Consider the following 22,419-nt stretch of genomic DNA (forward strand, 5'->3'; position numbering starts at 1 on the left):
CTAGCGTGGAGGCACCTTTGCACACGCGGGAGCTCGGAGCACCGGGCTGAGAGGGCGCTGACCACCGTACATCCGTACGAGGCACGCTGCGCCGACCGCCGAACCTGTTACCGGGTAATGCCGGCGTAGGGAGTAGGTCTCATGACCACAGCGGACGCACGCACGCCTGCCTCGAAACAGAACGACGGAACGCCGAGCGGCAGGGTTCCGAACGACGAGGCCGGGAAGTCCATCGGCTGGCACAAGGGGTACGTCCAGGGCACGCGCCCGGACCTCCGGGTGCCGGTCCGACAGGTGCACCTCACCAACGGCAAGGACGTGACGCTGTACGACACGTCGGGGCCGTACACAGATCCCGGGATCGACACCGATGTCCGCCGGGGCCTCGCACCCCTGCGGGAGAACTGGATCATCGCGCGCGGCGACACCGAGGAGTACGCGGGCCGCCCGGTCCGCCCCGAGGACGACGGGCTCAAGCACACCTCGCCGCGCGGCGGGCTGCGCAACCTCGACGCGGTCTTCCCCGGCCGCCCGCGCCAGCCGCGCCGCAGCCGCGACGGACGGCCCGTCACCCAGCTCGCGTACGCCCGGCGGGGGGAGATCACCCCGGAGATGGAGTACGTCGCGATTCGGGAGAACGTCGAGGCCGAGGTCGTCCGTGAGGAGATCGCGGCCGGCCGGGCCGTGCTGCCGGCCAACGTCAACCATCCCGAGATCGAGCCGATGATCATCGGTAAGCGGTTCCTGGTGAAGGTCAACGCCAATATCGGCAACTCGGCCGTCACGTCCTCCATCGAGGAGGAGGTGGACAAGATGACCTGGGCGACCAAGTGGGGCGCCGACACGGTCATGGACCTGTCCACCGGCCGCAACATCCACACCACCCGCGAGTGGGTGCTGCGCAATTCCCCCGTGCCGATCGGCACCGTCCCGCTCTACCAGGCCCTGGAGAAGGTCGACGGCCGGGCCGAGGAGCTGACCTGGGAGATCTACAAGGACACCGTCATCGAACAGGCCGAGCAAGGCGTGGACTACATGACGGTGCACGCCGGGGTGCGCCTGCCGTACGTCCCGCTGACGGCCCGTCGTAAGACCGGCATCGTCTCGCGCGGCGGCTCGATCATGGCGGCCTGGTGCCTGGCGCACCACAAGGAATCGTTCCTCTACGAGCACTTCGAGGAGCTCTGCGAGATCCTCGCGACGTACGACGTCACCTACTCCCTCGGTGACGGGCTGCGCCCCGGGTCGATCGCGGACGCCAACGACGAGGCGCAGTTCGCCGAGCTGCGCACGCTGGGGGAGCTGAACACGATCGCCAAGCGGTTCGGCGTCCAGACGATGATCGAGGGCCCCGGGCACGTCCCGATGCACAAGATCAAGGAGAACATCGACCTCCAGCAGGAGATCTGCGAGGAGGCGCCGTTCTACACGCTCGGCCCGCTGACCACGGATGTCGCGCCCGCCTACGACCACATCACCTCGGGCATCGGCGCCGCGATGATCGCCTGGTGGGGCACGGCGATGCTCTGCTACGTCACGCCCAAGGAGCACCTGGGGCTGCCCAATCGGGACGACGTGAAGACGGGCGTGATCACCTACAAGATCGCCGCCCACGCGGCCGACCTCGCCAAGGGGCACCCGGGCGCGCAGGAGTGGGACGACGCGCTCTCCGACGCGCGGTTCGAGTTCCGGTGGGAGGACCAGTTCAACCTGGCCCTCGACCCGGACACGGCCCGGGAGTTCCACGACGAGACGCTGCCCGCCGAACCGGCGAAGACGGCGCACTTCTGTTCCATGTGCGGGCCGAAGTTCTGCTCGATGAAGATCTCCCAGGACATCCGCCGGCAGCACGGCGGTTCGCAGGAGGAGATCGAGGAGGGCATGGCCGAGAAGGCGAAGGAGTTCGCCGCCGCCGGCAACCGGGTCTACCTGCCCATCGCCGACTAGCGTCTGAGTCCTCTCCGTCCCCGGCACCTCAGCAGGTGTCGGGGACGGCCCCTGTACGGGCCCGGTGCCCAGTGACGCGACGTCAGAGACCGCCCCGCTATGGGCGTATTGCGGCCTTGGTAATCGTCTGGCGTGATAGGGGGCGTTGTTAAGCGACAGTATGGACACAGTCGTGCGGCAGCTGGATGTACGTTTCGCAGCTGCGTCAACTGAGCTTGACCTGTTCCTTATCTGTGGCTTACTTTCCGGCTTGCTTGGCTGAAATTTGGCGGCCCTCGCACGGGGGGCCAGGGGAGGGAATCACAGTGAACTGGTACGTCGACGTACTCAAGAACTACGCAGGCTTCAGCGGTCGCGCGCGCCGCAAGGAGTACTGGATGTTCGCGCTCTTCAACTTCCTGATCGGCATCGTCCTCTCGGTCATCGGCGGTGCGATCGACACGCAGGTGCCGTACTACATCTACCTCCTCGCGGTCTTCATCCCGTCGCTCGCGGTCGGCGTGCGCCGCCTGCACGACACCAGCCGCTCGGGCTGGTGGCTGCTGATCGCGCTGGTCCCGCTGGTCGGCTTCATCGTCCTGATCGTCTTCCTCGCCTCCGAGGGCAAGCAGGAGCCGAACCAGTACGGCACCAACCCGAAGCTCGCCCCGCAGGTGGGCTGATCCAGGGCTCCGGCATGGCCGGAGCACCGCACAGGCCGGGCGCGGCACTCGCCGCCCCGGCCTGTGGTGTTTGCAGAACCCTCTGGCCCTACTCCGGTCGGTGGTCCGGGCCGCCGAAGTCCGGGCTGGTGAAGTCGGGGCTCGTGAACGTCGGCCGGGGCCCGGCCGACGGGCCCTCCTCCGGGCCCGAGAAGTCCGGCCTGCTGTAGCCGACCTTCGGGATCCGGTTCGGCGAGCGCTGCGGGGTCCGTGCGGCGGGGCCCGCGGTCGGGTCGGCCAGGGCGTCCCGTAGGAACGGCAGGATGCCGCGCTCCAGCAGGGCGTGGCGCCAGGCCTCCCTGGCCCGGGCGACCTCCTCCGGCAGCTCCTGCTCCTCGTCCTCGGCGGCCAGTGAGGTCGAGCCGTTGCGCAGGGCGGTGACGAGCAGCCCCACTGCGGCGACCAGGATGGCCGCGGCGGCGACGGCCGCGAAGAACCACCCGGCCGCGACCATCGTGGTGCCGAAGGCGACCGACGGGCTCACCGCCCTCAGCAGATAGCCGACGAGCAGGAAGATCACGGCGGCGGTGCCCGCCAGGATCGGCGTCAGGACCGTGAGGACCGCTCCTATGCCGGCGCCCGGGCCGGCCGCCGACGAGGTGCCCGCGTACTGCTCGCCTTCGGGGACGGTGGCGCTCGCCGCGCGCAGTTCGGCGCGGGCCTTCAGGTAGTGCTCGTACTCGGTGGCCGCGGCCGCGGTGATCAGCGCCGTGGCGTTGAGCGCCATCGTGCGCAGCTGTTCGGTGTTGAGCCGGTCACCGACGCCTTCGAGATCCGTGCGTTCATGGGCGTGACGCAGTGCGTCGCCCAGGATCCGGGCGTACTCGGGACCGTCCTCGGCCTGCAGGTGCGGAGCGCTTGTCATCTGCATCCCCCGATGCTCCGTCGGGCCCGGCAGCCCGCGTTGACCGGGCGATCGGGCGGAAACGGAGGAGAGCCTGCTACTGATGAGCCGATGGTAGAGCGCTCACGGCACGGGGTGACAGGGTGTTTCCGGAAATAGGCCCGATGATCGGTGCTGCCCGATCCAGAAGCCTCTTCCCCGCCGAAGGTCAGTCATGCAGGGGAAGTTGGACGACCAGTAGTTTTCCGGCCATGGTCACTCCGCCGTCCATGGCGACGGCGAGACCGTCGGCGTAGACGTGCGGGCCGTTCACCACCGGCCCCGAACCGTCCTCGCCGTCCTCGGTGCCGACCTCGCCCAGGAGGTACGGAATCGGGCTGTGACCATGGACGACGCGCTGTCCGCCGTACGTCGTCAGCAGCTCGCGCACCGCTTCGGCGCCGCCCTCGTCGCGGAAGGCGAAGCGCTTGGTGAGCTTGCGGAAGAGGTCCCAGCACTCGTCGGCGTCGTTGCGCGTGAGAATGGCGGTGATGGTGTCGTTGACGTCCTCGATGGTGGAGCCGTAGTCGAGGTAGGCCGTCGTGTCGGAGTGCATCAGCAGATGCCCGTCCTCCTCGACGACCGCGTCGAGCCGGGACATCCACTGGAGGTGTACGTCTTGGAGGCGGTCCATGTCGCTCTTCTGGCCGCCGTTGAGCAGCCAGGCGGCCTGGAAGGTGGCGGTGCCCGCGCCGGAGTTGACGGGAGTGTCGGAGAACCGCTTGGCGCCGATGAGCAGCAGCTCGTGATTGCCCATCAGGGCCTTGCAGTAGCCGCCCGCCGCTGCCGCCTCCGCGGAGAGCCGCATGACGAGGTCGATGACCCCGATGCCGTCGGGGCCGCGGTCGGTGAAGTCGCCCAGGAACCAGAGTCGGGCGTTGCCCGCGGCCCAGTTGCCGTCGGCGTCGATGAGGCCCTGGGCGGCGAGGGCGGCCACCAGCTCGTCCAGGTAGCCGTGGACGTCGCCGACGACGAAGAGCGGGCCGCGCCCCTCCCCGGTGACGGGGCGGGGTTCGGGGACGGTCTCCATCTTGACGGTGTCGCCGCGGTTGATGACGGGGAGGTCGCGCTCGGTGGGGGTGTACCCCTCCGGGGGCTCGTCGCCGACGGTCGCGTTGCCGGGGTGCGGCAGGTGGGGCGGCGCCGGAGCGTGCGGGGGCACGGAGGCGTGCGGGACCGGGGCGGGCGGCGCCGGAGCGTGCGGGGGCACGGGCGGGTGCGGCGCCGCGCCGGGCGTCTGCGGTGGTACGGGCGTCTGTGCGTAAGGCGGAACTCTGAAGTCACGCAACGTCGCCGTCCGCACCACGGGTTCCTGACCGGCCCCCTGAGTCATCGACCCCTCCACCACCGTCGCGCCGCCGTACACCTGACGGGCCCTGCCTGGTAGAGGTGGTCCGCGGTGTCGTGCGCCCATCATAGGAATGCGGATCGATCTGTGTGACGCACCAGGGGTGGTGAATCCGGGCGCACGTACGGTTCACCGGCCGATTGGTCCGAAAAGAGGCGATCAGTCCCTGCTCGGTGAGCGTGGCGCGCTGACCGTGGTGCGCGGCGGACGTCGTTGCGAGGAGGTCCGGACGATGAGCTCCGTCGGTATCACCTGCTCCACCGGCCCGTCGTGCTCCACGCCTTCGATGGCGTCGATGAGGAGCTGGACGACGGCCGTGCCGATGCGGCGGGGCTTGAGCGAGAGCGTCGTGATGGGCGGTTCGGTGGCCGCGTACACGGTGGACTCGCTGCAGCAGACCAGCAGCAGGTCCTCGGGGACCCGCAGGCCGTAGCGGCGGGCGGCCGCGAGGAGATCGGTCCCGTTGGGGTCGAAGAGCCCGTAGACCGCGTCGGGGCGGTCCGGACGGGCGAGCAGTCGGTCGGCGGCGACCGCGCCCGCGCAGGGGTCGTGCGCCGGGTAGGACTCGTAGACGGGATCCTGGCCGACCCGCTCGCACCAGTGGAGATAGGCGGTGGTGGAGAGTCGGGTGTACGTGTCGGTGGTGGTGCCGGTCAGCAGGCCGATGCGGCGGGCTCCGGCGGCGGCGAGATGGTCGAGGAGGTCGAGCACGGCGGCCCGGTGGTCGTTGTCGACCCAGGCGGTGACGGGGAGCGTCCCGGCCGGGCGGCCGTCCGAGACGACGGGCAGCCCCTGGCGGACGAGCTCGGTGACGACCGGGTCCTGGTCGGAGGGGTCGATGACGACGGTCCCGTCGAGCGCGACGTTCGACCAGACGTCGTGCCGGGAGGTGGCGGGGAGGATGACGAGGGCATAGCCCCGGGCGAGCGCCGCCGAGGTCGCGGCTCTCGCCATCTCCGCGAAGTACGCGAATTCGGTGAAGGTGAAAGGTTCATCCCCGTACGTGGTCACGGTCAGGCCGATCAACCCCGACCTGCCCGTGCGGAGGGTTCGGGCCGCTGCGGAGGGGCGGTAGCCCAAGCGCTCTGCGACCTCGCGGACATGGCTGCGGGTGGCGTCCGGGAGCCTGCCCTTGCCGTTGAGCGCGTCGGAGACGGTCGTGATCGAGACTCCGGCCGCGGCGGCCACATCACGGATCCCCGCCCGTCCTGGCCGGCCGCTGCGCCGGGGGGTCTCCGTCCGGCTCACCTGGTGCTTCCCTGCTGCTGTCATGGCGAGCCGATAGTAGGGCTCCGGGGGGCGGTCGGTCCGGTCGCATATGCACCCATAGGCAGGCACGTTTCTGCATGATCATTAACCCTCAAATGCCTTGCAATGAAAGGTTGTTGCGAACTCGGGCATCAGTGTGTCAGGTGTTGATGGCTGACGGCCTGCTGAATGGTCGATGTCTCGAAGAGGTCTCAACTCACCACTTCGGGGGACGCGCGCCACGGCGTGAGACACGGGCGCGCGCCGGAACCGGAAACGCTCCCCCCAGGGGGAGGCCCGCCGTGCGCACCATTCCCGGCACTGCGGGAGATTCCGCGCCCGGGCCATTCGCAGCGGCGCCCAATCCTCATAAGGTGAGCAGTATTGATGTGTACGACGGTCGAGGAGGACCTGCGGTGAGCGAGACGAGCCCCAAGCTGCGCGCCGAGCTGGACGGCGTTCCTGCCTATGTGCCGGGCAAGCCTGCGGCGGCCGGCGGACCGGTCGCGTACAAGCTGTCCTCCAACGAGAACCCCTACCCGCCGCTGCCGGGCGTCCTGGAGTCGGCGCTCGCCGCGGCGGGCAGCTTCAACCGCTACCCGGACATGGCCTGCACCGGGCTGATGAACGAGCTGTCCGACCGGTTCGGTGTGCCGCTCTCGCACCTGGCCACCGGCACCGGATCGGTCGGCGTGGCCCAGCAGCTGCTCCAGGCCACCTCGGGCCCGGGCGACGAGGTCATCTACGCCTGGCGGTCCTTCGAGGCCTACCCGATCATCACGCAGGTGAGCGGTGCGACCTCGGTGAAGGTCCCGCTGACCACGGGTGAGGTGCACGACCTCGACGCGATGGCAGCGGCGATCACCGACCGGACCCGGCTGATCTTCGTCTGCAACCCGAACAACCCCACCGGGACCGTGGTGCGCCGGGCCGAGCTGGAGCGGTTCCTGGACCGGGTGCCGAGCGATGTTCTGGTGGTGCTCGACGAGGCGTACAAGGAGTTCATCCGCGACGCCGACGTGCCCGACGGCATCGAGATCTACCGGGACCGGCCCAATGTGGCGGTGCTGCGGACCTTCTCGAAGGCATACGGGCTCGCGGGGCTGCGGGTCGGGTTCGCCGTCGCCCACGAGCCGGTGGCCGCGGCGCTGCGCAAGACCGCCGTCCCCTTCGGCGTCAGCCAGCTTGCCCAGGACGCGGCGGTCGCCTCGCTGCGCGCCGAGGACGAGCTGCTGGGCCGGGTCGGCTCGCTGGTCTCCGAGCGGAGCCGGGTGAGCGAGGAGCTGGTGCGGCAGGGCTGGACCGTTCCGGAGTCGCACGCCAACTTCGTGTGGCTGCGGCTCGGCGAGCGGACCCTCGACTTCGCCGCGGCCTGTGAGCGGGCCGGTGTGGTGGTGCGCCCGTTCAAGGGCGAGGGTGTACGGGTCTCGATCGGGGAGAGCGAGGGCAACGACCTCTTCCTGAAGGCGGCGGAGGCGTTTCGCTCGGAGCTGTAGCGACCCAGCGCCTCGGCGCCTGTACGGCCGGTGGCCCCGGACCTCGATCGACGAGGTCCGGGGCCTTTCGCGTACGGCCGGGCGCGCCTCCGACTGAAAGGGGTACCCCGGCGAACGGCCCGAAAGTGTGTGCGTAATAATTGCTTGTGAATGTGAACGCGTTCACAAGCGTGCCCCGTTTGGTCCCATGATCAGTGGGATTAAAGGGGCGGAGTGCCCGGTGTGGCCACGGCGACGTGGTGTCACCACGGCGACGTAAGGAGAAAGACGACGTGGACCTCGCTCTGGCGCCGGAGACCCTGGCGCGCTGGCAGTTCGGCATCACCACCGTCTACCACTTCCTCTTCGTTCCGCTGACGATCTCGCTCGCCGCGCTCACCGCCGGCCTGCAGACCGCCTGGGTGCGGACGAACAACGAGAAGTACCTCAGGGCGACCAAGTTCTGGGGCAAGCTGTTCCTGATCAACATCGCCATGGGCGTCGTGACGGGCATCGTCCAGGAGTTCCAGTTCGGCATGAACTGGTCGGACTACTCGCGCTTCGTCGGCGATGTCTTCGGCGCTCCGCTCGCCTTCGAGGCGCTGATCGCCTTCTTCTTCGAGTCCACCTTCATCGGACTGTGGATCTTCGGCTGGGACCGGCTGCCCAAGAAGATCCACCTCGCCTGCATGTGGATGGTCTCGCTCGGCACGATCCTCTCCGCCTACTTCATCCTGGCGGCCAACTCCTGGATGCAGCACCCGGTCGGCTACCGCATCAACGAGGAGCGCGGCCGCGCCGAGCTCACCGACTTCTGGAAGGTGCTCACCCAGGACACCGCGGTGACGCAGTTCTTCCACACCATCACGGCGGCCTTCCTGGTCGGCGGGGCCTTCATGGTCGGGATCGCCGCCTTCCACCTGGCGCGCAGGAAGCACATCCCGGTGATGCGGACCTCGCTGCGGCTGGGCCTGGTCACGGTGGTCATCGCCGGACTGCTCACCGCCGTCAGCGGCGACTCGCTGGCCAAGGTGATGTTCCGCCAGCAGCCGATGAAGATGGCCGCCGCCGAGGCGCTCTGGGACGGCCAGGAACGCGCGCCCTTCTCGATCTTCGCGTACGGGGACGTCAGCGAGGGCCACAACTCCGTCGAGATATCGCTCCCCGGGGTGCTCTCCTTCCTCGCCGACAACGACCCGAACTCCTACGTCCCGGGCATCAACGACATCAACAAGGCCCAGCAGGAGAAGTACGGCCCCGGCGACTACCGGCCCAACATCCCGGTCGCGTTCTGGAGCTTCCGCTGGATGATCGGCTTCGGGATGGCCTCCTTCGGCCTCGGCGTCCTGGGGCTCTGGCTGACCCGGAGGAAGTTCCTGCTGCCACCGGCGATGCGGACCGGCGAGGACGAGGTCCCGAACCTGGTCCTCTTCCGGAACAAGGCGCTCAGCCCGAAGTTCACCAAGCTCTACTGGCTCACCGCGCTCTGGACCCTGCTCTTCCCGCTGATCGCCAACTCCTGGGGCTGGATCTTCACCGAGATGGGCCGCCAGCCGTGGGTGGTCTACGGGGTCCTCCAGACCCGCGACGGGGTCTCCCCCGGCGTATCGCAGGGCGAGATCCTCACCTCGATGATCTTCTTCACGCTCCTCTACGCCGTGCTCGCGGTCATCGAGGTCAAGCTGCTCGTGAAGTACATCAAGGCCGGGCCGCCGGAGCTCACCGAGTCCGACCTCAACCCGCCCACCCGGATCAACGGCCACGACGACGAAGACGCCGACCGGCCCATGGCCTTCTCGTACTGAGAGCACAGGAGCTGAGAGATGGAACTCCACGACATCTGGTTCGTGCTCATCGCCGTCCTCTGGATCGGCTACTTCTTCCTGGAGGGATTCGACTTCGGCATCGGAGTCCTCACCAAGCTGCTCGCCCGCGACCGCAAGGAGCGGCGGGTCCTCATCAACACGATCGGGCCCGTCTGGGACGGCAACGAGGTCTGGTTGCTCAGCGCGGGCGGCGCGACCTTCGCGGCCTTCCCCGAGTGGTACGCCACCCTGTTCTCCGGCTTCTACCTGCCGCTGCTGATCATCCTGCTCTGCCTGATCGTGCGCGGGGTCGCCTTCGAGTACCGCGCCAAGCGGACCGAGGAGCGGTGGCAGACCAACTGGGAGAACGCGATCTTCTGGACCTCGCTGATCCCCGCGGTCCTGTGGGGCGTGGCCTTCGGGAACATCGTGCGCGGGGTGAAGATCGACGCCGACATGGAGTACGTCGGCACCTTCTTCGACCTGCTGAACCCGTACTCGATCCTCGGCGGGCTCGTCACGCTCTTCCTCTTCACCTTCCACGGCGCGGTGTTCGCCGCGCTCAAGACGGCCGGGGACATCCGGGTGCGGGCGCGCTCGCTGGCCCTGAAGCTGGGCCTGGCCACGGCGGTGCTCGCGCTGGGCTTCCTGCTCTGGACCCAGGCCGTGAGCGGTGACCGCTGGAGCCTGGTGGCGCTGATCGTGGCGGTGGTGGCGCTGGTGGCGGCGATCGGCGCCATGGCCAAGGGGCGCGAGGGCTGGTCGTTCGCGTTCTCGGGGCTGACGATCGTGGCGGCGGTGGGGATGCTGTTCCTGACACTCTTCCCGAACGTCATGCCGTCCTCGCTGAATGAGGCCTGGAACCTCACGGTCACCAACGCCTCGTCCACGCCGTACACGCTGAAGATCATGACCTGGTGTGCCGGCATCGCCACACCCATGGTGCTGCTGTACCAGAGCTGGACGTACTGGGTGTTCCGCAAGCGGATCGGCACCCAGCACATCGCCGACGCGCACTGATCCGCACCGGCCCCGACGGGCGGTGTTTCACGTGAAACACCGCCCGGCTCGCTTAGTTGACCCTGCTGGGGGATGTTTCACGTGAAACCGATCGATCCGCGACTGCTGCGGTACGCCCGGGCCACCCGCTTCTTCCTGGCTGCCGTGGTGGCCCTCGGCCTGGTCGGCGCCGCGCTGGTGATCGCCCAGGCGATGCTCATCGCCGAGATCGTGGTGGGCGGGTTCGAGGACGGGCTCACGGTCACCGAGCTCGGTACCCCCCTGCTCCTGCTCGCGGCGGTCGCCGTCGGCCGCGCCCTGGTCGCCTGGCTCACCGAGCTGGCGGCCCACCGGGCGAGCGCGGCGGTCAAGTCCGAACTGCGCGGCCGGCTCCTGGAGCGGGCCGCGCTCCTGGGCCCCGGCTGGCTGAGCGGGCAGCGCACCGGCTCCCTGGTGGCGCTGGCGACCCGCGGGGTCGACGCGCTCGACGACTACTTCGCGCGCTATCTGCCGCAGCTCGGGCTCGCGGTGGTCGTGCCGGTGGCGGTGCTGGCCCGGATCGTCACCGAGGACTGGGTCTCGGCGGCGATCATCGTGGTCACGCTGCCCCTCATCCCCCTCTTCATGATCCTGATCGGCTGGGCCACCCAGTCCCGGATGGACCGGCAGTGGCAGCTGCTCTCCCGGCTCTCCGGCCACTTCCTGGACGTGGTCGCCGGGCTGCCGACGCTCAAGGTCTTCGGTCGCGCCAAGGCCCAGGCCGAGTCGATCCGCACCATCACCACGCAGTACCGCCGGGCCACCCTGCGCACCCTGCGGATCGCCTTCCTCTCCTCGTTCGCCCTGGAGCTGCTCGCAACCCTTTCGGTCGCGCTCGTCGCCGTCACCATCGGCATGCGGCTCGTGCACGGGGAGCTCGACCTCTACACCGGCCTGGTGGTCCTGATCCTGGCCCCGGAGGCGTATCTGCCGATCCGCCAGGTCGGGGCGCAGTACCACGCGGCGGCGGAGGGGCTCTCGGCCGCCGAGGAGATCTTCGCGGTCCTGGAGACCGAGCCCCGGGGAGCGGGCACCGAGGAGGTTCCTGACTCCACGCGCCTGGAGCTGGAGGGGGTGACCGTACGCCACGAGGGCCGCACCGCCCCGTCGCTGGACGCCGCCTCCCTCACCGTCGAGCCGGGGGAGACCGTCGCCCTGGTCGGCCCGAGCGGCGTCGGCAAGTCCACCCTGCTGAACGTGGTCCTGGGGTTCGCCGTACCCGACGAGGGGCGCGTCCGGGTCGGCGGCCAGGACCTCGCGGAGCTGGACCTGGAGCGCTGGCGGAGCCGGATCGCCTGGGTCCCGCAGCGCCCGCACCTCTTCGCGGGCACGATCGCGGAGAACGTACGCCTCGCCCGACCCGACGCCGACGACGAGGCGGTGGTGGCGGCGCTGCGGGACGCGGGGGCGTACGACTTCGTCGCGGAGCTGCCCGACGGCGAGCGGAGCCTGCTGGGCGAGGACGGTGCCGGGCTCTCGGCGGGCCAGCGCCAGCGCCTCGCCCTGGCCCGAGCATTCCTGGCCGACCGGCCGCTGCTGCTCCTGGACGAGCCGACCGCGAGCCTGGACGGGGAGACGGAGGCGGGGGTCGTCGACGCCGTACGGAGGCTGGCGGCGGGCCGGACCGTGCTGCTGGTCGTCCACCGCCCGGCGCTGCTGGCGGTGGCGGACCGGGTGGTGACGCTGGAGCCACGCACCGTCGGCGTTTCCGATCCCATCGGGACGACCACGTCGCCCGGACTGCCCGTTCCACAGCCGCTCGCAGGGGGTGAGCCGTTGGACGCGCGGCCACCCGGGGATGTGCTGGAAGCGGCGGACCTGCTGGAGCCCGTGGACGTACGGGAGGGCGCGACCGAAGTCCTGCGGGAGACCGACGCCCGCCCCGGACGCGTCCTCGCGCGGGTCCGTGAGGCGGCCGGCGCGCAGCGCGGTCAGCTCGCTCTGGCGCTGCTGCTGGGCAGCCTCGCCGTGGGGTCGGCGGTGGGGCTCATGGCCGTCTCCGGCTGGCTGATCTCCCGCGCCTCCGAGCAGCCGCCGGTGCTCTACCTGATGATGGCCGTCACCGCGACGCGCGCGTTCGGCATCGGCCGGGCGGTCTTCCGGTACGCGGAGCGCCTCGTCTCCCACGACGCCGTGCTCAGGCTGCTCGCCGAACTCCGGGTGGCGGTCTACCGGGGCCTCGAACGGGTCGCGCCCGCCGGGCTGCGCTCGGTGCGCCGGGGCGACCTGCTCTCCCGGCTCGTCGCCGATGTGGACGCGCTCCAGGACTACTGGCTGCGCTGGCTGCTGCCCGCCGGGACCGCGCTCACGGTCTCCGTGGCCGCCGTCGGGTTCACGGGCTGGCTGCTGCCCGAGGCGGGCGTGATCCTGGCGGTCGGGCTGCTGGTCGCCGGGGTCGGCGTGCCGCTGGTCAGCGGTGCCGTCGCCCGCCGTACGGAGCGTCAACTGGCCCCCGCACGAGCCGCCCTGGCCACCCGGGTCACCGATCTCCTCGGCGGAACGGCCGAGTTGACCGTCGCCGGGGCGCTCCCGGCCCGGCAGGCCCACATGCGGGCGGCCGACGGCCTTCTGACCCGGATCGCCTCCCGCGCGGCCACCGCGACGGCCCTGGGCGGCGGGCTCTCCGCCCTGGTCTGCGGGCTGACGGTGGTGGCCGCCGCGTCCGTCGCCGTCCCCGCCGTGAATGGCGGCCGACTGGCCGGCGTCGCGCTCGCGGTGGTGGTGCTCACCCCGCTCGCAGCCTTCGAAGCCGTCGCCGGAATGCCGCTCGCGGTGCAGTACCGCCAGCGGGTCCTGCGGAGCGCGGAGCGGGTGTACGAGGTGCTCGACGCCCCCGTACCCGTACGGGAGCCCGCGGCCCCGGCCGATGCGCCCGCCTCGCCGTTCCCCCTGGAGGTGCGGGGGCTGTCGGCCCACTACCCGGGAGCCCGCCACAACGCCCTGGAGTCGGTCGACCTGACGCTGGTGCCCGGCCGGCGTATCGCGGTCGTCGGCCCCTCCGGCTCCGGCAAGACGACGCTCGCGCAGGTGATCCTCCGCTTCCTGGACGCGTCCTCGGGGACGTACAGCCTCGGCGGTGTCGAGGCGACCGGCATGGACGGCGACACCGTGCGGCGCTCCGTCGGCCTGTGCGCCCAGGACGCCCACGTCTTCGACAGCTCCATCCGCGAGAACCTGCGGCTCGCCCGTACCAGCGCCACCGACGCCGAGCTGGACGACGCGCTCTCCCGGGCCCGGCTGCTGGAGTGGGTCCGCTCCCTGCCGGAGGGGCTCGACACCCCGGTGGGCGAGCACGGTGCCCGGCTCTCCGGCGGTCAGCGCCAGCGCCTCGCCCTGGCCCGGGCGCTGCTGGCCGACTTCCCGGTCCTCGTCCTGGACGAGCCGGCCGAACACCTGGACCTGGCGACCGCCGACGCGCTCACCGCCGACCTGCTGGCGGCGACCGAAGGGCGGACGACCGTCCTGATCACCCACCGGCTCGCCGGAGTCGAGGCGGTCGACGAGGTGCTGGTGCTGGACGCGGGACGGGTGGTGCAGCGCGGCCCGTACGCCGAGCTCGCCGCCGAGGACGGCCCGCTGCGCAGGATGGTGGAGCGGGAGGCGGAGACGGTGGCGACGGGGGCGTGAGCCCGCGGGGGCCCTGGTGGATATACCCGACTTTCCTCCCCAATCACCACTAACTAGGCTCAGGTCATGGTAGAGCCGGACCCGCAGGACCCACTCGATGCCGCTACCCAGGCTGCCCGCAGCCTGCAGGGCCTCTCCAACGAGCTCACCGCCCGGGTCCCGCAGCTCCTGGAGGCGATGCGTTCGGTCGGCACGGGGCTTCAGCTGCACTCCACCCTGGACCGCATCTGTGCGACCGCGGCCGAGCTCGCCCACGCCCGGTACGCCGCCATCGGCGTCGTCGGCGAGCCGGGCGAGGGGCTCTCCGACTTCGTCACCCACGGCGTCCCGGACGACGTGGTCCGGGCGATCGGGCGCGGACCCGACGGCCACCGGGGCCTGCTGGGCGCGCTGATCCACGACCCCGAACCCGTACGGCTGGCCGATCTGACCGGCGATCCGCGGTCCGCCGGATTTCCGGCGGGCCACCCCCGGATGCGGAGCTTCCTCGGCGTACCCATCCAGGTCCAGGGGGAGGTCTTCGGCAACCTCTACCTGACCGAGAAGCAGGACGGCGGCGAGTTCAGCGACTACGACCTGCACCTGGTGCGGGTGCTCGCCACCGAGGCCGGGATCGCCATCGGCAACGCCCGGCTGTACGAGGCGGCGCGCCAGCGGGAGCGCTGGATCGACGGGTCGGTGGCGGTGACCACCGCCCTCCTCTCGGGCGGGGACGCCGACGACGCGCTCTCCGTCGTCGCCGAGCAGGCCCGCCACCTCGCCGATTCGGCAGCCGGGATCGTGCTGCTGCCCACGGAGGACGGCGGTCTGGAGATCGTCGCCGTCTCCGCCGACGACCCCTCGGACTCGCTCGGGGTGATCATCCCGGCCCGCTCCACGGTGGTGGCGAAGCTGCTGGCGGGCGAGGCGGTCTTCATCGAGGACTCGGCCACCGACAGCCGGATGGTCACCAGGCTGGCCGGCCGGTTCGGGCCCAGCATGCTGCTGCCGCTGCAGAGCGGCGGCCGGGTGCTCGGCGCCCTGGCGACGCCCCGGGCACGGGGGGCGCGCCCGTTCAGCCGGACCGAGCGGACGCTGGCCACCCAGTTCGCCTCGCAGGCCGCCCTCGCGCTGATGATGGCCGAGGCGCAGCGCGACCGGGAGCGGCTCGCGGTCTACGAGGACCGGGACCGGATCGCCCGCGACCTCCACGACCTCGTCATCCAGCGGCTGTTCGCCACCGGGATGATGCTGGAGAGCGCCCAGCGCAGGTCGGTGGTACCCGAGGTGCGGACCGGGGTGGGCCGGGCGGTCGACGAGCTGGACGTGACCATCCAGGAGATCCGTACGGCCATCTTCGCGCTCCAGCAGGAACCGGCCGAGGCCCCTTCGGGGCTCCGCACCCGGGTCCTGCGGGAGATCAACATGGCGGCGGTGCCGCTCGGCTTCAAGCCCTCGCACCGCTTCCTGGGCGCCGTGGACTCGCTCGTCGGCGAGCTGACCGGCAAGAACCTCGTCGCCGCGTTGCGCGAGGCCCTGTCCAACGCCTTCCGGCACGCCGGAGCCTCGGTGATCGACGTGGTGGTCGACGCCACGGCGATCCTGCCGGACGGCCGGGCCGCGGTGCGTCTGTCGGTGTCCGACGACGGGGTGGGCATCCCGGAGGGCGGTCGCCGCAGCGGTCTGCGCAATCTGGCGCGCCGGGCCGAGTCGCTGGGCGGGGCGAGCTGGTTCGGCCCGGGCATCGGGGAGGACGGGGGCGGTACGACGGTGGTGTGGGAGTCGCCGCTGTGAGCCGGCGGCCCGTCAGCGGGCGGCGAGAATCCGCTCGATGACCACGGCCACGCCGTCGTCCTCGTTGGTGAGGGTCTGCCCCGAAGCGGCGGCCAGGGCGGCGGGGTGGGCGTTGCCCATCGCGTACGAGGTGCCGGCCCAGCCGAGCATCTCGACGTCGTTCGGCATGTCGCCGAAGGCGACCACCTCGGCGGCGGAGATGCCGCGCTCATCGCAACAGGCGGCGAGCGTACTGGCTTTGGAGACCCCGAGCCCGCTGACCTCCAGGAGCGCGGAGGGGCTGGAGCGGGTGATGGAGGCCCGCTCCCCGGACGCCGTACGGGCCAGGGCGAGGAAGGCGTCCGGGGGCATCTCGGTGTGGTGGGCGAGGAGTTTGAGTACGGGGGCGCCGTCGCCCGCCGCGTCCTCGTGCAGCAGCTTCTCCGCGATCGCGACCGTGGCGCCCGGGTCCAGGTGGAAGGGCGGGTAGGACGGCTCGTAGTTGATGCCGGTGGTCAGCTCGACGGCGAAGGAGGTGCCGGGGGCGGCGTCGCGCAGGGTGTGCACGACGTGCAGGGCGGCCTCGCGCTCCAGCGCCCGCACGGTGATCAGCTCGCGGTCCGCCCGCAGATCGGTGACCACGGCGCCGTTCGCGCAGATCGCCAGCCCGTGGCCCTGCACATGGTCGCTGACGACGCCCATCCAGCGGGCCGGCCTGCCGGTGACGAAGAAGACCTCGATCCCGGCCTCCTCGGCCGCGGCCAGCGCGGCGACGGTGCGCGCGGAGAGCGTCTTGTCGTCGCGCAGCAGGGTGCCGTCGAGGTCGGTCGCGATCAGCCGGGTCACGGCAGGCAGAGGCGCATCGGTAGCTGAGGTCACCCCGCCATTCTCGCCCACCGGGGTGCACGTGCGTGCGGAGGGGCGCACATTTGAGTGAGCGCGCGCCTGATCTGCGGAACATTCCTGCGGCATATGCCGAGAGGATGCGAGTGCGTCATCGGGCGGGTCCTGCCCACGCCTCCGCCGGTCCAGCTCCATCCCCCGGAGGTCTGGTCACCTCGGTCAAGCCTCGTTCACCCATCGCGGCCTGACCTGCGCAACTGCGGCAAGGGGGGCAGGCAGGCCCACGTAGGCGCTTAGATCGGCTGGACGGCGACGCGAGCGCCGCCAGACGTGAGGTCGACACCGTGCACAGTGACCTCGACGCCGAGAACCGCGGTGGTGAAGGGCAGCGTGTCGCCACGGTAGCGCCCTCCTCGCGGCGTCGGCGCGGTTTCCCGGACCTGCTCCCTCGACGCATCCGTGGCGGCGGAAAGCCCGCGTATCGTCGGGGTCATGCGTCTGAGTACGGTGATCCTCCCCATCCACCCATGGGGCAAAGCACAGAAGACCTGGCGGCGGGCCGAAGACCTCGGATTCCACGCCGCGTACACGTACGACCACCTCTCGTGGCGGTCCTTCCGGGACGGACCGTGGTTCGGTGCCGTCCCCACGCTCACGGCCGCAGCGACCGTAACGCAGAGCATCCGTTTGGGTACGCTGGTGACTTCGCCGAACTTCCGCCACCCCGTGACCCTGGCCAAGGAGCTGATCTCCCTGGACGACATCTCCGGTGGCCGGATCACCCTCGGCATCGGCGCCGGGGGCAGCGGGTTCGACGCCACCGCGCTGGGGCAGGAGGCGTGGACCCCGCGCGAGCGTGCCGACCGCTTCGGCGAGTTCGTCCCGCTCCTGGACCGCCTGCTCACCGAGGACGCGGTGACCCAGCCGGGGACGCACTACTCCGCCGTGGAGGCCCGCAACATCCCGGGCTGCGTACAGCGCCCCCGGCTGCCCTTCGCGGTCGCCGCGACCGGCCCGCGCGGTCTGAAGCTGGCAGCCCGGTACGGGCAGGCGTGGGTCACCACCGGCGACCCGAAGCTGTACGAGACCGGCACCCCCGAGCAGTCGGTGGAAGCTCTCCGGGAGCAGAGCAAGAGGCTCGCCGCCGCCTGTGAGGAGGTCGGCCGGGACGCCTCGGAGCTGGACCGGATCCTGCTCACCGGGTTCACCCCTGACCGCAACGCCCCGATGGAGTCGGTCGACGCCTTCGTCGACTTCGCGGGCCGCCACGCGGAGCTCGGGTTCACCGAGATCGCCATCCACGCCCCGATCCCGGACTCCGACTTCGACATCGATCCGGCGGTCTACGAGCGCATCGCGACGGAGGCGCCCGCCCAGCTGGCCTGACGGCCGGGAGGGGTCACCCGCGGAGCAGCAGGAACTCCGGCGGTACGGCGTCGGCGAGCCAGACCCCGTTGGCGCTGACCCGGAACACATGGCCGGCGCGGTGCATGGCGCCCGCGTCCACAGTGAGCACCAGGGGGCGGCCGCGCCGGGCGCCGACCCGGGTGGCCGTCTCGCGGTCGGGGGAGAGGTGGACGTGGTGGCGGGCCATGGGGTGCAGGCCCTCGGCGCGGATCGCGTCCAGCACCCGGGCCACCGTGCCGTGGTAGAGGTACCCCGGCGGCTCCGCGGGCGGCAGGTCCAGGTCCACGGTGACGGTGTGGCCCTGGTTGGCGCGGATGCGGTCGCCGTCCACCGTGAAGCGGCGCTTGTCGTTGGCGGCGACCACGTGGTCGAGCTCGGCGCGGGTGATGGCGAAACCGTGCCGAGCCGCCGCGCGCAGCAGCGTCTCGACGCCCACCCAGCCGTTGTCGTCGAGGGCGATGCCGATGCGCTCCGGATCATGGCGCAGATGCTTCGAGAGGTACTTGGACACCTTGACGGTGCGACGTTCGTCCATCCCGCCAGAGTGCCTGTGGGCTGTTCATCGGTGCATCCGGATTTCTTACAGGATTCTTTTCGTCTTTCTTCGCACCCATGTTTGATCCACAGCCAACTCCACTTATCCACAGACTATTTCACGGTCCTGTGGACAACTAGCCGATGATTTAACCCTTTTCATCAACTTTGATGGCCATTGCGGGAGATGAGGCGAGAGCGTCCAAAGTGCGTGCCTGCACCTCCCGTTCGGCGGCCGCGGCGACGAAGGCCGCCACCTGGTCGGCGCCGACGAGATTCTGCACGGCCTGCGTTGTCCTCGCCGGAAGCAGCACCGGGCGGGTCTCGCTCCCTTCGATGGCGCCTTCTGGTGAGCCGAGGTGGTGATGGAGGTGCCGGGTGGCGAACACCCTCATGGCACGTGCCAGTTCGGCGTCCACCGTCTGCTGCGCGAGCGGTCGCAGCCGGCGCACCATCGACGCCGCCTCGGCCGCGTCGGAGTCGGTGGGCGGCCGGTGGCCGAGATAGCGGGCGAAGACGTGCTCGGTGGTGAACTCCAGGAAACGGGAGGCTATGTGTTCGACCTGGCCGCGAAGTTCCTTGAGATGGCCGGAGATCGCGAGCAGTGGGACGCCGGCGGCGTGCAACTCCACGGCCACCGACAGCTCTTGCGGGCTCGGTACGAGGAACTCGTCGGCCTTGCCCGGGACGCGCTCCAGCACCCCGAGCTCCACCGCCTCGGCGATCGCCTCGTCGTCCTGCGAGCCGCCGAACCTCGCGTCCAGCTCCTCGCGGGTGATCCGGTCGGCCTCCTCGTCGGTCCAGGGCCCGTGTACCTCGGCTACCAGGCCGAGCACCCCGCCCAGCCCCCGCCCCGCGTCCCACGCCTCCAGCAGCTCCTTGATGCTGGCCAGGGTGTAGCCGCGCTCCAGCAGGTCCGCGATCTGCAGCAGGCGGGCCAGATGCGCCTCCCCGTACACGTTGGCCCGCCCGCGCCGCTCGGGCGTCGGCAGCAGCCCCCGGTCCTGGTACGCCCTGATCGTGCGCACCGTCGCCCCGCTGGCGTGGGCCAGGCCCTCGATCCGGTACTCGGTGGCGCTCCGGTCCCCCGCCGCCTCGCGCCCGCTCACAGCGGCGGCTTCAGTCGGGCGATCCGCCGCAGCGCGCCGGGGCTGACCCGGGAGAGCAGCCGGGCACCGCGCGCCTCAGGAGTCACCGGCACCACGGCCCGGTTGCGCACGACCGCCTCCAGGATCGCGTCGGCCACCCTCGTAGGCGGGTAGTTGCGCCGCCCGTAGAGCCGGGTGGCCCGCTTCCGCAGCCGCTGCTCCTCCGCCGCGTCGGTCCCGGCGAAGCGGGAGGTGGCGGTGATGTTGGTGTTGACGATGCCGGGGCAGATGGCGCTGACCCCGATCGACTTCTCCGCCAGCTCGGCCCGCAGGCACTCGCTCAGCATCAGCACGGCCGCCTTCGACGTGCTGTACGCGGGCAGGGCCCGGGAGGGCTGGAAGGCGGCGGCCGACGCGGTGTTGACGATGTGGCCGCCCTGGCCCCGGTCGGCCATCTGCTTGCCGAAGATCCGGCAGCCGTGGATGACACCCCAGAGATTGACGTCGAGGACCCTCTTCCAATCCTCGCTCGTGGTCTCCAGGAAGGAACCGGAGAGACCGATCCCGGCGTTGTTGACCAGCACGTCGACGGTGCCGTACTCGGTGGCGACCTTGTCGGCGAGCTTCTCCATCGCCGCCTCGTCGCTGACATCGGCCGCCTCGCCCCAGGCCGCCGGAGCTCCGACCAGCCGGGCCAGCTCCGCCGTCCTGGCGGCCCCCTCCGCGTCGAGGTCCACGGCCACCACACGGGCGCCCGCCTCGGCGAACGCGAAGGCCGTGGCCCGCCCGATCCCGGAGGCGGCACCCGTCACCAGGACCAGCTGACCGCCGAACCGCTCCGCGTGCCGCCCCTTCGCCGTCGGCTGCTGGACCACAGGCCCCTCCTGGCCGCCCGACTCGTGGGCTGCGGCGAACTCACCGATCCACGCGGCCAGCTGGTCGGGCCGGGTACGCGGCACCCAGTGCTTGGCCGGCAGCGACCGGCGCACCAGGCGGGGGACCCACTGCTCCAGGTCGTCGTAGAGCCGCTCGGAGAGGAAGGAGTCGCCGGTCGGCGTGATGAGCTGGACCGGTGCGTGGGCGTAGGCGTCGGCGCGCGGCCTGCTCAGCCGGGTCCGGACGTTGTCCCGGTAGAGCCAGGCTCCGTGCGCCGCGTCGTCGGGGAGGGAGGCGGTCGGGTAGTCGCCCGCGGGGACCTTCTCCAGCCGCTGGAGGATCCTGGGCCACCGCTTGCCGAGGGGGCCGCGCCAGGCCAGCTCCGGCAGCACCGGCGTATGGAGCATGTACACGTACCAGGACTTGGCGCCCTGGCCCAGCAGTTGCCCGACCCGGCGCGGGGTGGGCCGGGCCATCCGCTGCTTGATCCAGTGCCCGAAGTGGTCCAGGGACGGCCCGGACATCGAGGTGGAGGAGGCGATCCGGCCCTCGGTCCGCCCGACCGTGACGAACTCCCAGGACTGCACGGACCCCCAGTCGTGCCCGACCACATGGACCGGCCGGTCCGGGCTGACGGCGTCGATCACCGCGAGGAAGTCGTCGGTCAGCTTCTCCAACGTGAAGCCGCCACGCAGCGGCTTCGGCGCCGTCGATCTGCCGTGGCCCCGGACGTCGTACAGCACGACGTGCCACTCCTCGGCCAGCCGCACGGCGACCTCGGACCAGACCTCCTTGCTGTCCGGATACCCGTGGACCAGGACCACCGTCGGCCGGCCCCCGTCCCCCAGCTCGGCGACGCACAGCTCCACGCCACCCGTACGCACCCGGCGCTCACGCGCTTCCGGCAGATTCACGCCGCCACCTTCTCCTCGGCCCAGCGCCGCACATGCGGCAGATCGTCGTCCAGCCAGAAAGCGCTCTGCTCAGGGTCCTCGGAGTCGGTGACGACCAGGATCTCCTCGAACTTCGCACCCGTACCCCGGAATCCGAGGTGCGGTTCGACCGCCCACAGGCCGGGCTGCGGGGGATGGTCGGAGAAGCGGTACGGGCTCCACAGCGGCGACCAGCCGTCCCGGTGCCCGCGCACCGCGTCGCTCACCAGACCCTTGAGGGACTGCGTGCCGAACCCGAACACACTGGGGGACCAGCGCCGTTCGGGGACGCGGTCCACCTTGTGGGCGATCACGCCGAAGGGGTACGCCCGGTGCCTGTTGGCGTACCCCTGCGCGGTCATGAGGCGTTCGACGTCCTCATAGATCTCACGGAGCGGACGGCGCTCGCGCACCTCCCGCAGGATCAGCTCGCGGTGCGCCTCCAGGTCGGCAAGGAGCTTGTCGTGGAGCGGGTTGAGGCCGAGACAGCCCGAGTAACCGACGTCGGCGGTGTATCCCTTGTAGACCGGAGCCATGTCCAGGATGAACGGCATGCCCGGCTCCAGCTTCCGGTCGGTCGGGAAGAACTGGAGCGGCACCTTGAACCCGGCGAACGCCGTCCGGTCACCGAACCAGGCGAAGGGAAGGTGGAACCAGTCCCGCACGCCCCGCTCCCGCAGCCACACGCGCTGCATCCGGGCCGCCTCGCGCTCGGTGACCCCTGGTCTGAGCTGACCGGCGACGGCCTCGGCGCAGGCGTAGGCGAGGCGCTGCACTTCCCTGAACCCCCGCAGCTCCGGGGCGCTGAACCCCCGCGGCTCCGGGGCCCTGAACGCCCGGGGCTCCGGGGCGTTTTCGTCCTGCACTGCCGAGACCATGCCACCGTCCGTTCCCTGCCGTGTGCGGTACGTGCCC

The 22,419-nt window shown here is 70.9% G+C and carries 17 protein-coding genes and 1 riboswitch; of the genes, 8 read left to right on the plus strand and 9 right to left on the minus strand.

The window, feature by feature from the left end; genetic code table 11:
• Positions 1-15 precede the first annotated feature (15 nt).
• Positions 16-149: riboswitch (TPP riboswitch) on the plus strand.
• Together thiC and AMK21_RS07140 are read left to right on the plus strand one after the other, a co-directional pair.
• Complete coding sequence (gene thiC / locus AMK21_RS07135) at positions 142-1,947, plus strand: phosphomethylpyrimidine synthase ThiC (RefSeq protein WP_073875240.1); 1,806 nt, start codon at positions 142-144, stop codon at positions 1,945-1,947. (Overlaps the previous riboswitch by 8 nt.)
• 305 nt (positions 1,948-2,252) lie before the next feature.
• Positions 2,253-2,609 (plus strand): DUF805 domain-containing protein, encoded by a 357-nt coding sequence (locus tag AMK21_RS07140; protein ID WP_073875242.1) that lies wholly within the window; start codon positions 2,253-2,255, stop codon positions 2,607-2,609.
• 88 nt (positions 2,610-2,697) lie between these two features.
• Here AMK21_RS07140 and AMK21_RS07145 read toward each other — a convergent pair whose 3' ends face one another.
• The 3 genes from AMK21_RS07145 to AMK21_RS07155 all read right to left on the minus strand — a co-directional run bounded on the left by AMK21_RS07145 (position 2,698) and on the right by AMK21_RS07155 (position 6,151).
• A complete protein-coding gene (locus AMK21_RS07145; RefSeq protein ID WP_073875244.1) occupies positions 2,698-3,519 on the minus strand; it encodes a hypothetical protein in 822 nt (273 codons plus the stop codon).
• Between the two features lie 181 nt (positions 3,520-3,700).
• On the minus strand, positions 3,701-4,879 hold the full coding sequence (locus AMK21_RS07150; RefSeq protein ID WP_267893900.1) for a metallophosphoesterase: 1,179 nt from the start codon (positions 4,877-4,879) through the stop codon (positions 3,701-3,703).
• Between the two features lie 159 nt (positions 4,880-5,038).
• Complete coding sequence (locus tag AMK21_RS07155; protein WP_073875248.1) at positions 5,039-6,151, minus strand: LacI family DNA-binding transcriptional regulator; 1,113 nt, start codon at positions 6,149-6,151, stop codon at positions 5,039-5,041.
• Positions 6,152-6,543: 392 nt separating this feature from the next.
• Between AMK21_RS07155 and hisC the strand changes: the two genes are divergently transcribed.
• The 5 genes from hisC to AMK21_RS07180 all read left to right on the plus strand — a co-directional run bounded on the left by hisC (position 6,544) and on the right by AMK21_RS07180 (position 15,845).
• Positions 6,544-7,623 carry a histidinol-phosphate transaminase gene (gene hisC, locus AMK21_RS07160; RefSeq protein WP_073875249.1) on the plus strand — a complete coding sequence of 360 codons (1,080 nt, stop codon included), beginning with the start codon at positions 6,544-6,546 and terminating at the stop codon, positions 7,621-7,623.
• 272 nt (positions 7,624-7,895) lie between these two features.
• Positions 7,896-9,407: a cytochrome ubiquinol oxidase subunit I gene (locus AMK21_RS07165; RefSeq protein ID WP_073875250.1), complete on the plus strand. Its 1,512-nt coding sequence runs from the start codon at positions 7,896-7,898 to the stop codon at positions 9,405-9,407.
• A gap of 18 nt (positions 9,408-9,425) precedes the next feature.
• The gene (gene cydB / locus AMK21_RS07170; protein ID WP_073875251.1) at positions 9,426-10,427 is read left to right on the plus strand and encodes a cytochrome d ubiquinol oxidase subunit II; all 1,002 of its coding nucleotides are present in this window, start codon (positions 9,426-9,428) and stop codon (positions 10,425-10,427) included.
• 81 nt (positions 10,428-10,508) lie between these two features.
• Positions 10,509-14,072: a thiol reductant ABC exporter subunit CydD gene (cydD, locus tag AMK21_RS07175; RefSeq protein ID WP_073875252.1), complete on the plus strand. Its 3,564-nt coding sequence runs from the start codon at positions 10,509-10,511 to the stop codon at positions 14,070-14,072.
• Positions 14,073-14,138: 66 nt separating this feature from the next.
• Complete coding sequence (locus tag AMK21_RS07180) at positions 14,139-15,845, plus strand: GAF domain-containing sensor histidine kinase (protein WP_073875253.1); 1,707 nt, start codon at positions 14,139-14,141, stop codon at positions 15,843-15,845.
• 12 nt (positions 15,846-15,857) lie between these two features.
• Here the strand turns inward: AMK21_RS07180 and AMK21_RS07185 are convergent, their stop codons facing one another.
• Positions 15,858-16,670 carry a Cof-type HAD-IIB family hydrolase gene (locus AMK21_RS07185; RefSeq protein ID WP_234421851.1) on the minus strand — a complete coding sequence of 271 codons (813 nt, stop codon included), beginning with the start codon at positions 16,668-16,670 and terminating at the stop codon, positions 15,858-15,860.
• A 290-nt stretch (positions 16,671-16,960) separates the two neighbouring features.
• The gene (locus AMK21_RS07190) at positions 16,961-17,161 is read right to left on the minus strand and encodes a hypothetical protein (protein ID WP_073875254.1); all 201 of its coding nucleotides are present in this window, start codon (positions 17,159-17,161) and stop codon (positions 16,961-16,963) included.
• On the opposite strand from AMK21_RS07190, the gene AMK21_RS07195 reads away from it, so the two are divergent.
• Complete coding sequence (locus tag AMK21_RS07195) at positions 17,160-18,053, plus strand: LLM class flavin-dependent oxidoreductase (protein ID WP_073875256.1); 894 nt, start codon at positions 17,160-17,162, stop codon at positions 18,051-18,053. The genes AMK21_RS07190 and AMK21_RS07195 overlap by 2 nt on opposite strands.
• Before the next feature lie 13 nt (positions 18,054-18,066).
• On the opposite strand, the gene AMK21_RS07200 is transcribed toward AMK21_RS07195, so the two are convergent.
• From AMK21_RS07200 to AMK21_RS07215, 4 genes are all read right to left on the minus strand, one after another.
• Positions 18,067-18,609 (minus strand): RNA 2'-phosphotransferase, encoded by a 543-nt coding sequence (locus AMK21_RS07200; protein WP_073875258.1) that lies wholly within the window; start codon positions 18,607-18,609, stop codon positions 18,067-18,069.
• A gap of 148 nt (positions 18,610-18,757) precedes the next feature.
• Positions 18,758-19,717: a MerR family transcriptional regulator gene (locus tag AMK21_RS07205; RefSeq protein WP_073875260.1), complete on the minus strand. Its 960-nt coding sequence runs from the start codon at positions 19,715-19,717 to the stop codon at positions 18,758-18,760.
• Positions 19,714-21,486 (minus strand): SDR family oxidoreductase, encoded by a 1,773-nt coding sequence (locus AMK21_RS07210; RefSeq protein ID WP_073875262.1) that lies wholly within the window; start codon positions 21,484-21,486, stop codon positions 19,714-19,716. Before AMK21_RS07210 ends, AMK21_RS07205 begins: the two co-directional genes overlap by 4 nt.
• Positions 21,483-22,382 (minus strand): M24 family metallopeptidase, encoded by a 900-nt coding sequence (locus AMK21_RS07215; RefSeq protein WP_234421852.1) that lies wholly within the window; start codon positions 22,380-22,382, stop codon positions 21,483-21,485. Before AMK21_RS07215 ends, AMK21_RS07210 begins: the two co-directional genes overlap by 4 nt.
• Positions 22,383-22,419: the final 37 nt, after the last annotated feature.

Source organism: Streptomyces sp. CB00316, assembly GCF_001905595.1.
Lineage (GTDB): Bacteria > Actinomycetota > Actinomycetes > Streptomycetales > Streptomycetaceae > Streptomyces.